Below are 13,294 nucleotides of genomic sequence, written 5' to 3'. Positions count from 1 at the left end.
CGCCCGCGATGGCCGCCGCCACCGGCGCCCGCCGCCGCGTGCAGCCCACCGCCGTCAACGCCGCCCCCGCGCAGCCGCGCCCGGTGCAGGCCCCGCCGACCGCGCCCGAGCCGGTGTCGAGCACGCCCCTGGCGCCGCCGCCGGTGGACCGCCCCGCGTGGGCGCCCTCCACGCCGCCCGTGCCGCCCGGATTCGAGCCGACCCCGATCACGGGTACCCCGATGGTCGCCATGCCCGTGGCGGCGCGCCAGGAGGCCCCGGCCGCACCCACGCGGCAGATGCCCACCCCGATCCCGCCGCGGCAGACCCCGATCCCGGCACAGCGCTCCTCGCGTGCGCCGGCCGAGGCGGGCAAGCCGTTCGTGCCCACCCTGACCAACGCGGCCATCAGCAGTGAGCGCGCCGCACGTGGGTTCAACCAGGCCCCGTCCGCGGACCTGCCCGACGAGACCCTCGAGCAGCACCGCGGCTACCAGCAGCCCGAGCCGTCGACCGAGCTCGCCGACCACTCGCCTCGCGGCTACCAGCAGCCCGCTGCCGACCTCGACGACCGTGCACCCCGGGGCTACCAGCAGCCCGCAGCGGACCTCGACGACCGCGCACCCCGCGGCTACCAGCAGCCCGCTGCCGGCCTGGACGACCGCGCACCCCGCGGCTACCAGCAGCCCGCTGCCGACCTGGCGAAGGACCGCGCCCCGCGCGGCGGTTACCAGCAGCCCTCCCTGGACCGGGCCAACGACCTCGACGACCGTGCCCCGCGCGGATACCAGCCGTCGGCCGCCGAGCGGCTGGCCAACGAGCTGGCCGAGCGTGCCCGCAGCGGCTTCCAGCAGCAGGACAGCCTCCGTGACACCGGGGAGCGCCCGCGCTTCAACGCGCCGTCCGCGACCGACGTGCCGACCGACATCACCCGGATGTCGGCCGACCCGCTGGGCATGGCGCCGCAGTCGCCCGCGGCCCCCGCCGGTTCCCGCGCGAACTGGCCGCTCAACCCCGAGCCCGAGGAGCCCGCGCGCGCCGCCGACGGTCGGATCACCCCGCCCTGGCTCGACGACGACCTGGTGCTGCCCGACTCCCCGTCGCTGCGGCTGGCCGACGAGCCCGCGCGCCGCAACGGCCGCGGCGCGCGGGACGAGCCGCCGCTGCGCCTGGTCGACGACAGCGCGCTGACCGGGGCGCGGCCCAAGCCGCGCCGCACCGAGCGCGCGTCCAGCCCGGCCTCCGGCGAGGACGACGACCTGCTGATCTTCGCGTCGGTCTCCTCGGCCTGGTTCGCCGGGCCGAGCAACGACACCGAGACCACCTGGAACTCGAACATGGACAGCGGCTGGCGCGCCGCCGAGCAGGCGGCCCGCCCGCAGGTCGGCAACGACACCACCGCGGGCCTGCCCCGTCGCGTGCCGGCGGCCAACCTGGTGCCCGGCTCCACGCCGGAGCGCGAGGAGCGCCCGCTGCGCATAGTGCGCGACGCCGCCGGCATCGCCGCACACACCAGCAACTACTTCCGTGGCTGGCGGCGCGGCAACCAGGAACTCGGTGGCAGCCCCGGCCAGGGCGGTTTCGCCGTCGGCGGGCGTCCGGGCCGCGAGTCGGCCAACGGCTGGGACTTCAGCCGCGAGCAGGACGCACGCGACGACCGGGACGACTACAACTACCGGGCGGCCAACTACCGCTGAGCTGCGGCTCCACGTCGCCTGCGGGAGCGGGCGCGCGGTGCCGTCCGTAGCGGGGCGGAGGGTGGCACCGGTCAAGGCCGCGGTGGCAGGCGACCAGGTCACAGTGTGTCCCAGGCCATAGTTCCCCAGCTTGACCCCCGCGCTCGCGGGCCAGCACGATACGTGCATGGCAGTGGCTCACGCCACTGCCATGCACCCCTTGCACCGCGGAAAGGCACGTTCATGAACAGCGCGACAGGTGGACTGACCCGACGCAGTGCCCTCACCGGCGGACTCGGACTGGCCGCCGGCGCGCTGCTGGCCGCCTGTTCCGAGCCCGACGCGACCGCAGCCGGTGCCACCGGCGAACTCGTGCTCGGCGTCAACCTGGAGCTCACCGGTCCCGGCTCGACCCTCGGCAAGCTGCAGGAGCAGGCACTCAAGGTCGGTGCTGACGAGATCAACTCCGTCGGCATCCCGTACGGCCAGGGCCGCCTCTACATCCGGCTGGTGTTCAAGGACAACGGCGGCAACGCGGCGACCGCGATGCAGCAGGCCAAGGACCTCATCGAGCAGGACAAGGTCAGCGCGATCATCGGCGGCGCGACCGTCGAGACGGCCCGCGCGATCATCACGGAGGCCGAAGCGGGCAAGGTCCCGTTCCTCTGCCTGAACAGCGGCGACGACATGACGGTGCCGCTGCCCAACCGCCGGTTCGTCTACCAGCTCGGCCCGAACGCCTCGGACATCGCGGCGGTGATGGGTCGCGAGATCCGCAAGCTCGGCCTGAAGAAGGTCGCCGTGCTGGCGACCGCGGACGGGCACGGCGACGCGGGAGTGCGCGCGCTTCCCCGGGCCATGCTCGCCAGCGGCCGCGAGATCATCGACACGGTGCGCCTGCCCCGGTCCGGCCGGGCGTACGGCAGCGCCGCCGCGCGGGTCGCCGACGGCGAGCCGGACGCGGTCATCATCTGGGCGCAGGCCCCCGTGAGCGCCGCGGCGGTCGCCGCGCTGCGCACCGCCGACTACACCGGCAAGGTGTTCCTCGACGCGGGCGCCGGCGCGGACGAGACCCTCAACGGGCCCAACGCCCGCGCGATGGAGGGCGCCTATGTCGTGCACCCCGGTGTGCTCGCCGGGGCCCCCACGGTGGCCACCACGCCCTCCGGACGGGCCCAGCGCACCTTCATCTACCGCTACATCCAGCAGTACGGCTCGTTCACCGGTTTCGCGCCGTACGGCGCGGACGCGCTGACGTTGATGGCCACCGCCGCGCGGCGGGCCGTCAGCACCGATCCGCAGCGCCTGCGGGGCCGCCTCGAGGGTGGCCCGATCGAGGGCATCACCGGGGCGTACGCCTTCCAGCCCATCTCCCACGGCGGCCTCGAAGCCGACGCCCTGGCCCCCTTCCTCGTCCGCCAGGGCGCCTGGGTCCGCCTCAGCTGACCCTCCCCCGCACCACTCTTGAAGAGTCGCGCTCTCGGCCACCGGTCGAGGGCGCGACTCTTCAAGAGTTGCGGCGTGGGGGTGGGGGACAGCACTTCAGGCCCGCTGTCCCTGAGGGACGGCGGGCCTGCGAGTGCTTGCCTATGTCAGGCGGGGGCTCCGGTGCGGGTACGCCGCATCGAGAGCACGTATTCCACCAGGGAGATCAGCACCTGCTTGGTCGACTCGCGGTTACGCGCGTCGCAGCTGACCACCGGCACGTCCGAGGAGATCGCGAGCGCGTCGCGAACATCCTGGGCGTTGTGATACTGCTGTCCGTCAAACTGGTTGATCGCGATCAGGTAGGGCAGCTTGCGGTGTTCGAAGAAGTCGATCGCCGCGAAGCAGTCTGCCAACCTGCGTGTGTCCACCATGACGACCGCGCCGATCGCGCCCCGCACCAGCTCGTCCCACATGAACCAGAAACGCGTCTGGCCAGGCGTGCCGAACAGGTACAGGATAAGGTCGCGATCGATGGAGATACGGCCGAAGTCCATGGCCACCGTGGTGGTGGTCTTGTTGGGGACCGAGCGCGTGTCATCCACGCCGACGCCGGCCGAAGTCATTATCGCTTCAGTGGTCAGCGGCGTGATCTCCGAAACGGAACCAACCAGCGTCGTCTTACCGACGCCGAAGCCGCCGGCGATGACGATCTTCGCCGATGTCACACGACCGCCGGGCTGTTGCCCCGGGCGGTGTGACATGTCAGAGCCTCCGAAGTCCACTGAGTACCCTCTCCAGCAGTTCAGTGCCTACCGCGTCGTTACTCTCAAACGACGTCGGCTCGTATACCGCGACCAGGCCGTCTGCCGCCATGTCCGCGATGAGGACACGGGCGACACCGAGCGGCAGCCGCATCCGTGCCGCGATCTCCGCGAGCGACTGCACCTTGCCGTCGCAAAGAGACGCGATGTGTTGATGTTCCCGCCCGTGGCCGCCGCGACCCGAGGTGCCGGCAGAGCGACCACGTACGGTCGTCTCCACCAGCGCCTCGATCGCGATCTCCAATCGCGGCCGGGTGCGGCCACGGGTCACGGCGTACGGCCGTACCAATGCGCCGGTCGGTTCTTCTCTGTCGGGCATCGTCGCCGTTCACCCCCTTCCCCAGTGCCGTCCCCGGACCCTCCGGGACGGTTGTGCCTCAGCCCAGCACGCCTGCGGCGCTACGCGGGGCCGGGGTGAGCGCGTCGCCCACCCGGTCCACGAGGAGCGCCATCTCGTACCCGACCTGGCCGACGTCGCAGCTTCGCGAAGCGAGCACCGCGAACGAGGAGCCATCGGAGATGGACATCAGGAAAAGGAACCCGTTGTCCATCTCCACGACAGTCTGCAACACCGCGCCACCCTCGAAACAGCGGGCGGCACCTTGCGTGAGGCTCACCAGACCGGATGAGATGGCGGCCAGCTGGTCGGCCCGGTCCCGGGGAAGATCCCGGGAGGACGCGAGCAGCAGGCCGTCCGCGGACACCGCGACCGCATGGGCGACGCCCGGCACCCGGTCGGCGAAGTTGGCCAACAGCCAACCAAGATCCTGCGTAGTGGTCATGCCTCCTGCTCCTTGCCAGACTGGCTTCCGGTCTCGGTGGAGCCCGGAATCACATCATCGTCCTTGTGCTGAGTGCGGCCACGCTGCACCCCGCGGTGGTAGGCGGAGAGCAGTCCGCGGACGCCCTCCGGCGTACGGCGCTGCACGGTGGTAGCGCCCTTCTCCACACCGCCGGGGACCAGCTGTGCCATCGGGGTGCGCTTGGGCAGCCCCGCGGCCGTCGATTCCGAGGGTGGCGTGCTGTTGGCGATCGCCGAGGCGGCCGCCCATCCGTCGTCGGCAGCCGTCTGCCAGCTCGGCCGGTAGGGCGCCGGCACCTCGTATCCGGCGGCCTCACGGCCAGACTGCGTACTCCCCATGCTCACGTCCCTGCTCGGCAGGTCGGAAGCTCCCGCCGCTGTGCTGCTGACCTTCGGTGCACCGTTGCTCCCGTACCCGTTTCGCTCAACGGCGGGGAACTGTGCGGTGATCGTAGTGTCTTGGGGGACGTTCGCGGGAGGGGCAGTTTTCTCTTCCTGAGCTGGCGTATCGACCGCCGTACGCCGCGTGCTGAACCAGGCCGACTCGAGCTCCCGGAAGATCGGCAGCTCCATGGTCTCGTCAGCGAACGGGATACGCGTGTCGACCACCGGGTACTCGTCCGGAATCTGCGGCATCTCTGCCGTCATGTCCGGCGTCGCCGACGGGCTGTCCTCGCGGCTCACCGGCGGCCAGGTCGGCGGCACGGCGGACGCCGGAACGTCGATCGGGGACGCCGAGACGGGCGCGGCCGAGACCGGCACCGCGGAGACCGGGACGGCCGAGATCGGCATACCGGGGCTCGTGTACGGGCTGCTCGGCGCCTGCGGCGAAGCGGGCGCCACCGATCCGGCCCAGCTCTGCTGGTTCCAGGAAGGGTTGGCGCGCTCCTCCGCGGGCGACGACGGCTGACGCGGGATCTGCGGCTGGTTGAACGACTCAGGCCGGTCGGTCTCCACCGGCACCCGCCGCTGCGGCAACGCCTCGCCGTTGGGGCGGCGGGACGCGTCGGAGCCGTTGACACCGGTCAGGTCCGACCACGCCGGCATGCCGGCCCGCGAGGGCGGCGTGCTGACGGGCAGTTCCGGAGCGGGCGGTGCGGGCGGCGCGTCGAAGATGCGCCCGCCGCTGCCGCCGTTGACGCCGCGGCCGGCACCGGCCGGTGCACCCGCACCGGAGCCCGACTCCAGCGCCAGCGGCGCGAAGGAGGACGAGCGCTGCGCCGGGGCCGCCGGAGCCTGCTGGCGCATGTTCGGCGCCGGGGCGAAGCCGGGCAGCTCACGAGCCGGCACGCCGGCCCCACGACCCGCCAGCGCCCGCGGCACGAGCACCGCGGTCGGCAGCGTGACGTCGGCGATGATGCCCCGGTCGGCCGAGAGCCGAAGCTCCGTCTTGACCCCGTGCCGTGCGGCGAGCCGCGCGACCACGACCAGGCCCATCATCCGGGAGACTGCCACGTCCACCTGGGGCGGACTGGCCAGCTTCTCGTTGATCTCGTTGAGCATGTCCGGCGAGATGCCGATGCCGTGGTCCTCGACGTACAGCACGGCGCGGTCGCCCACCCGGCGTGCCTCGACCATGACGGTCGAGTCCGGCGGGGAGAACGCGGTCGCGTTGTCGAAGAGCTCGGCGATGAGGTGCACCAGGTCGTTGACCGCGTGTGCGGCGACCTCGATGTCACGGTCGATGACCCCGAACTCGATCCGGGTGTAGTGCTCGACCTCGGACTGGGCGGCACGGAGCACGTCCAGCAGGGCCGCGGGCTCGCGCTGCACACGGGTGGAGTCGGCGCCGGCGAGGACCAGGAGGTTCTCGTCGTTCCGGCGCATTCGGGTGGCCAGGTGGTCCAGCTGGAAGAGCTCGGCCAGCCGGTCCGGGTCCTCCTCACCCCGCTCGAGGCGGTCCAGGTGACCGATGAGCCGGTCGACCAGGATCTGCGAGCGCCGGGCGAGGTTGACGAACATCGTCGCGACGGACGACCGCAGTGCGGCCTGCTCGGCAGCGGTGCGGACCGCCTCCAGGTGGACCGCGTTGAACGCCTCGGTCACCTGCCCGAACTCGTCCTTGCTGCGCACCGGCAGCGGCTCGGCGATCTGGTTGGCCACCTGCACCGGCGACAGCTGTGAGGACAGCGCCGGGTCGCGCAGTCGGGCCACCGCCTGCGGCAGGCCGTACTGGGCGATGCTGAGCGCGCCGTGACGCAGTTCGCGCAGCGAGCGGGCCATCGAGCGGGCCACGAGCCAGGCGAAGAGGATCGCCAGCAGCAGCATGCCCAGCAGCAGACCGGTCTGCACGAGAACCTGCTGCGTGACCTCGTCACGCAGGTCGCTCGCGGTGACCTCGACGTCGGAGTCCAGCTGCACTTCGACCTTGCGGAGCACGCCGCCGTGGTCGCGCATGCTCTGGTCCCACTCGGCCGCGGAGAAGTTCAGCGAGCTGAGCGACTCGCCCAGCAGCGCCTCGATGTCGGCCTGGAACTTCGACGACTTGCGCAGCGTCGGGCCGGTCACCTGGCTGTTGAACAGGTCCATGTCCGCGTCGCTGGCCACCGATTCGAAGGCGTCGCGCGCCTGCTCCTGGCCGGTCAGTGTGGCGATGAAGTCCTTACGCAGACCCGTGTTCAAGCCACCGAGCATGTACGCCCGGTGCACGATGACCCGTTCCTGGGAGAGGAACTCCTTGTACGTGGCGATCGCGCTGGCCGCGCGCAGGCCGTCACCGAGCTCGCCGCCACCGGCGATCTGGGCGGCGCTGTCACGGATCTGCAGCAGGTAATCGATGATCACCTGGTAGCGCATCGCCGCGTCGGACTGCTTGATCTTGCGTTCCTTCACCTGCTCCCGCACGGAGGGCAGGCTGGAAAGGCCCGAATCGATCTGCACGAGCAGGTCCCGCAGGCTGTCGTCGACGTCCACCAGCGCGCCGCGCTGCTGCGCGTACGGCTTCTTGGCTTCTTCGACCAGCTTGCCGGCGTTCTCGTAGGACGCCGGCGGGGTGTTGGTCGTGCCGAGCAGCATGACCGCTGCGGCACGCTCGTTCTGGAGGTCGTCGACGAGTGCTCCGGACTCCTTCACCAGCACGGAGAGAATCCGCGTGCGGTCGGCGCCGGTCGCTGTGTCGAGGTTGTCCAACAGACCGTTGGTGCCCACGACGATCGTGGCCAGAGTCGGAACGATCATGATCAGGCCCAGCTTGGACCAGATCGGCATGTCCCGGAGCCGGCTCACTGGCCGTCGGAGACGCGAAAGGACCGCGTTGTTCTGCGTTCCTGGCCGCTTGCTCACGTCACCGCCCTCCTGTCGGTACCACCATCGAGATCCGCGAGTGCGGATGGGCGCGGGGGTCGCGCCGGGCACCGTACACAGCCCGTCCCGGCGAGCTAGGGACGGACCCCCGAGATTCCATCACGCCCAGTGAAAAGAGGAAAGCCCAGGCTGCCCGGAATCCGACACCGGATGGGATGCTCTTGCAGGCCAACCGCACAGTTCAGCCCGTAGTTTCCTTGGAGTCACGCACGGTGAGTGTCCAAAGCGCCCGAGTTATCCTTCTTGCCGGTCCGTCTGGATCGGGCAAATCGTACGTAGCGCATCAAACCGGGTTACCGGTCCTGTGCCTCGATGATTTTTACAAGGAAGGATCCGACCCGACACTCCCCCGAGTGAACGAGATGGTCGACTGGGAGTCCCCTTTTTCCTGGGACCTGGACGCGGCTATGACTGCGGTCACACAATTGGCACAGACGGGCCACACCCAGGTGCCCGTGTACGACATCAGCCGCAGTGCCCGGATCGGCGACCGGCCGTTCCGGCTGGAGGGCGCGCCCCTGTTCATCGCCGAGGGCATCTTCGCGGCCGAGCTCGTCGCCGCCTGCGCGCGGGCCGGCGTGCTGGCGGACGCCCTCGCGCTGCACCGCCCGCGCACCGTCACCTTCGCCCGGCGGCTGGTGCGCGACCTGGCCGAGCACCGCAAGCCGCCCATGGTCCTGGTACGCCGCGGGCTGCGCCTGTGGCGGGAGGATCCCCTGGTCCTGGGCCGGCAGTGCGAGCTGGGCTGCCGGCCCACCACCGCCGCGGCGCTGCAACGCCGCGCGCGGCTGCTGGTCACAGCAGCTTCGCGTAAGCCGGTTTGATCACCTCGTTGATGATCGAGAGCCGCTCGTCGAACGGGATGAACGCGCTCTTCATCGCGTTGATGGTGAACCACTGCAGCTCCGCCCAGCCCCAGCCGAACGCCTCCACCAGCAGCGCCATCTCCCGTGACATCGAGGTGCCGCTCATCAGCCGGTTGTCGGTGTTGACAGTCACCCGGAAGCGCAGGTCGCGCAGTAGCCCGATCGGGTGCTCCGCGATCGAGGCGGCCGCGCCGGTCTGCACGTTCGAGGACGGGCACAGCTCCAGCGGCACCCGCTTGTCCCGCACGTACCCGGCCAGCCTGCCGAGCGTGCCGGTGCCCGGCTCGATGTCGTCGACGATGCGTACGCCGTGGCCCAGCCGGTCGGCCCCGCACCACTGCAGCGCCTGCCAGATCGAGGGCAGCCCGAACGCCTCGCCCGCGTGGATGGTGAAGTGGAAGTTCTCCCGCTGGAGGTACTCGAACGCGTCCAGGTGCCGGGTGGGCGGGTAGCCGGCCTCCGCCCCGGCGATGTCGAAGCCGACCACGCCCGCGTCGCGGTACGCCGTGGACAGCTCGGCGATCTCCATCGAGCGGGCGGCGTGCCGCATCGCGGTGAGCAGCGTTCCGATCCGGATCGGGGTGCCCGCCGCGGCCGCCTGCTCGCTGCCCTCGGCGAACCCGGCCAGCACCGCCTCGACCACCTCCGGCAGCGTCAGCCCGGCGGTGAGGTGCTGCTCGGGCGCGTACCGCACCTCGGCGTACACGACGCCGTCGGCGGCCAGGTCCAGCGCGCACTCGCGGGCCACCCGGCGCAGCGCCGGCGCGGTCTGCATGACCGCCACGGTGTGCGAGAACGTCTCCAGGTAGCGCTCCAGCGAGCCGCTGTCGGCCGCGGAGACGAACCACTCACCCAGCTCCCCCGGATCGGTGGCGGGCAGCTCGTGCCCGATCTCGGCGGCCAGCTCGACGATGGTGGCCGGGCGCAGGCCGCCGTCGAGGTGGTCGTGCAGCAGCGCCTTGGGAGCCTTCACGATCTCGTCATAGGTCGGAGTCACATGCACCAAGATATTCGGTGTGCTCACCGCCGAGATGACTGACGCGCTGCGCTGCCCCGTCTGCGCCGCCCCCCTGTCCCTCACGCCCACCACCCTCCACTGCCCCCGCAACCACACCTTCGACCGCAACAAGCACGGCTACGTCCACCTCGCCACCGGCCGCAGGCTCCCCGAAGGCGACACCCCCGCCATGGTCGCCGCCCGCACCGCCTTCCTCTCCGCCGACCACTACCTCCCCCTCGCCACCGCCCTCACCCACCTGGTTGATCATGAACTTTTGGCACGGTTCGACGGCGTGTCGCGGCCACAACCTCATGATCAGCGCAGCCACCCACCGCTGGTGGTGGATCTGGGGGCGGGGACGGGGTATTACCTGGCCGCGGTGCTGGACGCCTGGCCGGCGGCCGAAGGGCTGGCGTTCGACGTGAGCAAGGCGGCGCTGCGGCGCGCGGCGAAGGCGCACCCGCGGGCCGGGGCGGTGCTCGCCGACACCTGGGGCACCCTGCCGCTCGCCGACGGCAGCGTCGACCTGCTGCTCAACATCTTCGCCCCGCGCAACGGCGCGCAGATGCACCGGGTGCTGAAACCGGGCGGCCTGCTGGCGGTGGTCACCCCGACCGAACGCCACCTCGCGGAGCTGCGCGAACAGCTCGGCCTGCTCGCGGTACATCCGTCCAAAGCCGAACGCCTCGCCGAGGAGCTGCGCGACTTCACGCCCGCAGGCGAGCAGCTCCTGGAATGGCAGCTCGACCTCACCGCCGCCGAGGCCGCCGACCTGATCGCCATGGGCCCCAACGCCTTCCACGAACGGGCCCGTGCCACAGCCGCCGTGACCTGCACCGCGTCCGTCCGCATCGGAACCTACCGCCCCCGCTGACCGCCTGTCCGCCTGTCCGCCGCGGCGTCACCGCTCCATGATCGCTGCCTGGTGTCGAAACCTGCGGTCCCACCGCACCTTCCGACACGAAACAACGATCTCTCCCCGCCGCCGGACCATCGGACCGGCCCGGCCGTCAGACCGACAGGTCGACCTCTTCCCAGCCGCCCGGCGGGTCGTGGAACTCGCCCAGGAACACCGACGACCACTCCAGCGCCCAGCGGCGCTGGCCGATCGCGTTGGCGTTCAGCTCGCCGGGCACCGGCAGCCCCTGCTGTTCCAGCTCCTGGAACGACCAGTCGAGGCAGTAGTGCAGGTCGAGCGCGGCCGCGACGACCGTGGGGTCGCGCGGCGCCGCCAGGATGCGGGCCTGCCAGGCGCCGAACGTCTCGCCCGCGTGCAGATCGGGCAGCGACTCCATGAACCGCGGCGGCACCAGCAGCGGGTCGAGGGTCTTGATGACGCCGAGCACCCAGCAGATGCCCGCGAGCGCGTCGAGGTGCAGCACGAACGACTGCCGGTCGCCCAGCTCGTCGACGATCCACGCCCACTCCGGCTCGGTCACGTCGGGGATGAGGGCGTTGGCGTCGAGCCACTTCTCCGCCTCCGCCGGCGGCATGCCGAAGACGCGCTCCATCGCCACGTGCAGGATGGCCGCGCGGGCTTCCAGCTCGCCCGTGGGACGCAGCTCGACGGTGTCCCCCGGTTCCCATACCAGCGGGTAGGTGTCCGGTGGCAGCGGGACGCCCAGCCGCGTCAGCTCCTGGAAGCTGGCGGCACGCACGGCGAGGGGGTCCGGTGCGGGCAGTGCCACGAGATCATCCGATCCGATCGATGATCAGCGGGCGTACGGGCGCGGGCCCGTCCCCGACCACCACGGCCGACGCGGCGTCGACGCGGGCCACCGGCAGCCGGGACGGGTCGTCGGTACGCAGCTCGTACAGCACCTCGCCGGCGGCGACCCGGTCACCGGGGCGCTTGTGCAGCACGACGCCGGCGGCGGCGCTGACCGGGTCCTCCTTGCGGGCCCGGCCGGCCCCGAGCCGCCAGGCGGCCAGGCCGATGCCGAGCGCGTCGACCGACGCCACGATCCCGGAGCGCTCCGCCCGGATCTGCTCGATCTCGTTGGCCACGGGCAGCGGCGCGTCCGGGTCGCCGCCCTGGGCGCGGATCATCGCCCGCCAGGAGTCCATGGCGCGGCCGTCGTGCAGCGCGTCGGCGGGGTCGACGTCGGACAGCCCGGCCGCGGACAGCATCTCGCGGGCCAGTGCCAGGGTCAGTTCGACCACGTCGGCGGGGCCGCCGCCGGCCAGCACGTCCAGCGACTCCTGCACCTCGACCGCGTTGCCGACGGTCCGGCCGAGCGGGGTGTTCATGTCGGTGAGCAGCGCGACGGTGTCGACGCCGTGCGCCCGGCCCAGCTCCACCATCTGGCGGGCCAGCTCCCGGGCGTCGTCGACCGACTTCATGAACGCGCCCGTGCCGACCTTTACGTCCAGCACCAGCGCGCCGGTGCCCTCGGCGATCTTCTTGCTCATGATCGAGCTGGCGATCAGCGGGATCGCCTCGACGGTCCCGGTGACGTCACGCAGCGCGTACAGCTTGCGGTCGGCCGGGGCGAGGCCCTCGCCCGCCTGGCAGATCACCGCGCCGACGTCGCGCAGCTGCGAGATGAACTCCTCGTTGCTGAGCGCGGCCCGCCAGCCGGGGATCGACTCCAGCTTGTCCAGGGTGCCGCCGGTGTGCCCGAGCCCGCGGCCGGACAGCTGGGGCACCGCCGCACCGCAGGCCGCCACGAGCGGGGTCAGCGGCAGAGTGATCTTGTCGCCGACACCGCCGGTCGAGTGCTTGTCCACCGTCGGGCGGGCCACCTTGGACAGGTCCAGCCGCTCGCCGGAGGCGATCATCGCGGCGGTCCACCGGGCGATCTCCGCGTCGGTCATGCCGCGCAGCAGGATCGCCATGGCCAGCGCCGACATCTGCTCGTCGGCGACATGGCCCCGGGTGTACGCGTCGACGACCCAGTCGATCTGCTCCTCGCTGAGCACACCGCCGTCCCGCTTGACCCGGATGACGTCGACAGCCGCGAAACTCATGCCTTCTCCTCGTTCACTGCATAACCGTCGACAGCTTCCAGTTCGGCGAGGCCGAACCCGTGCGGCAGCAGCTCCGCCATGGTCAGCGGGCCGCCGTCGGCGTCCACCAGCATCCGCGGGCCGCCCTGCTCCCACAGCAGCTGGCGGCAGCGCCCGCAGGGCAGCAGCGGATCGCCGGAGGCGTTCACGCAGGCCATCGCGACCAGCTTGCCGCCACCGGTGGCGTGCAGCTGGGACACCATGCCGCACTCGGCGCACAGCACCACCCCGTACGCGGCGTTCTCGACGTTGCAGCCGACCACGACGCGGCCGTCGTCGACCAGCCCCGCGGCTCCCACCGGGAACTTCGAGTAGGGCGCGTAGGCGCGGTGCATCACCCGCACCGCCTCTTCGCGCAGCATCTCCCAGTCGACGTCCATCACGGCCCCTTTCCACGTTCGCCCGACCGG

General features: G+C 71.6%; 10 protein-coding genes and 2 pseudogenes. 4 read left to right on the top strand and 8 right to left on the bottom strand.

Going from position 1 to position 13,294, the window contains the following annotated elements; translation table 11 throughout:
* Together F9C41_RS40755 and F9C41_RS21210 are read left to right on the top strand one after the other, a co-directional pair.
* Nucleotides 1-1,676: pseudogene (locus tag F9C41_RS40755) on the top strand (hypothetical protein); the annotation flags it as partial.
* A 222-nt stretch (nucleotides 1,677-1,898) separates the two neighbouring features.
* On the top strand, nucleotides 1,899-3,101 hold the full coding sequence (locus F9C41_RS21210; RefSeq protein WP_155388554.1) for an ABC transporter substrate-binding protein: 1,203 nt from the start codon (nucleotides 1,899-1,901) through the stop codon (nucleotides 3,099-3,101).
* 146 nt (nucleotides 3,102-3,247) lie between these two features.
* Here F9C41_RS21210 and F9C41_RS21205 read toward each other — a convergent pair whose 3' ends face one another.
* The 4 genes from F9C41_RS21205 to F9C41_RS21190 are packed head-to-tail and all read right to left on the bottom strand — an operon-like array spanning nucleotide 3,248 to nucleotide 7,988.
* Nucleotides 3,248-3,844, bottom strand: coding sequence for a GTP-binding protein (locus F9C41_RS21205; RefSeq protein WP_120318039.1), 597 nt, complete (start codon nucleotides 3,842-3,844; stop codon nucleotides 3,248-3,250).
* A 1-nt stretch (nucleotide 3,845) separates the two neighbouring features.
* The gene (locus tag F9C41_RS21200) at nucleotides 3,846-4,223 is read right to left on the bottom strand and encodes a DUF742 domain-containing protein (RefSeq protein ID WP_120318038.1); all 378 of its coding nucleotides are present in this window, start codon (nucleotides 4,221-4,223) and stop codon (nucleotides 3,846-3,848) included.
* 58 nt (nucleotides 4,224-4,281) lie between these two features.
* Nucleotides 4,282-4,686 carry a roadblock/LC7 domain-containing protein gene (locus tag F9C41_RS21195; RefSeq protein ID WP_144122168.1) on the bottom strand — a complete coding sequence of 135 codons (405 nt, stop codon included), beginning with the start codon at nucleotides 4,684-4,686 and terminating at the stop codon, nucleotides 4,282-4,284.
* Nucleotides 4,683-7,988 carry a sensor histidine kinase gene (locus F9C41_RS21190; protein WP_155388553.1) on the bottom strand — a complete coding sequence of 1,102 codons (3,306 nt, stop codon included), beginning with the start codon at nucleotides 7,986-7,988 and terminating at the stop codon, nucleotides 4,683-4,685. Before F9C41_RS21190 ends, F9C41_RS21195 begins: the two co-directional genes overlap by 4 nt.
* Nucleotides 7,989-8,164: 176 nt before the next feature.
* Between F9C41_RS21190 and F9C41_RS21185 the strand changes: the two genes are divergently transcribed.
* On the top strand, nucleotides 8,165-8,833 hold the full coding sequence (locus F9C41_RS21185; protein ID WP_155388552.1) for a uridine kinase family protein: 669 nt from the start codon (nucleotides 8,165-8,167) through the stop codon (nucleotides 8,831-8,833).
* Here the strand turns inward: F9C41_RS21185 and F9C41_RS21180 are convergent.
* Nucleotides 8,805-9,872, bottom strand: coding sequence for an adenosine deaminase (locus F9C41_RS21180; RefSeq protein ID WP_155388551.1), 1,068 nt, complete (start codon nucleotides 9,870-9,872; stop codon nucleotides 8,805-8,807). The genes F9C41_RS21185 and F9C41_RS21180 overlap by 29 nt on opposite strands.
* A gap of 34 nt (nucleotides 9,873-9,906) precedes the next feature.
* Here F9C41_RS21180 and F9C41_RS21175 point away from each other — a divergent pair, with 34 nt between their 5' ends.
* Nucleotides 9,907-10,749: a putative RNA methyltransferase gene (locus F9C41_RS21175; protein WP_155388594.1), complete on the top strand. Its 843-nt coding sequence runs from the start codon at nucleotides 9,907-9,909 to the stop codon at nucleotides 10,747-10,749.
* A gap of 136 nt (nucleotides 10,750-10,885) precedes the next feature.
* On the opposite strand, the gene F9C41_RS21170 is transcribed toward F9C41_RS21175, so the two are convergent.
* The 3 genes and pseudogenes from F9C41_RS21170 to F9C41_RS21160 form a co-directional block, all read right to left on the bottom strand.
* Nucleotides 10,886-11,563: a DUF4272 domain-containing protein gene (locus F9C41_RS21170; RefSeq protein WP_155388550.1), complete on the bottom strand. Its 678-nt coding sequence runs from the start codon at nucleotides 11,561-11,563 to the stop codon at nucleotides 10,886-10,888.
* Nucleotides 11,564-11,567: 4 nt separating this feature from the next.
* Nucleotides 11,568-12,845 carry a thymidine phosphorylase gene (locus F9C41_RS21165; protein ID WP_155388549.1) on the bottom strand — a complete coding sequence of 426 codons (1,278 nt, stop codon included), beginning with the start codon at nucleotides 12,843-12,845 and terminating at the stop codon, nucleotides 11,568-11,570.
* Nucleotides 12,846-12,868: 23 nt separating this feature from the next.
* A pseudogene (locus tag F9C41_RS21160) lies at nucleotides 12,869-13,264 on the bottom strand (cytidine deaminase); the annotation flags it as partial.
* Between the last annotated feature and the right edge of the window lie 30 nt (nucleotides 13,265-13,294).

This window comes from Catellatospora paridis (assembly GCF_009720365.1).
Taxonomy (GTDB): Bacteria; Actinomycetota; Actinomycetes; order Mycobacteriales; family Micromonosporaceae; genus Catellatospora; species Catellatospora paridis.
Note: the sequence above shows the minus strand (reverse complement) of the source record. Positions and strands in the feature narration are given on the sequence as shown.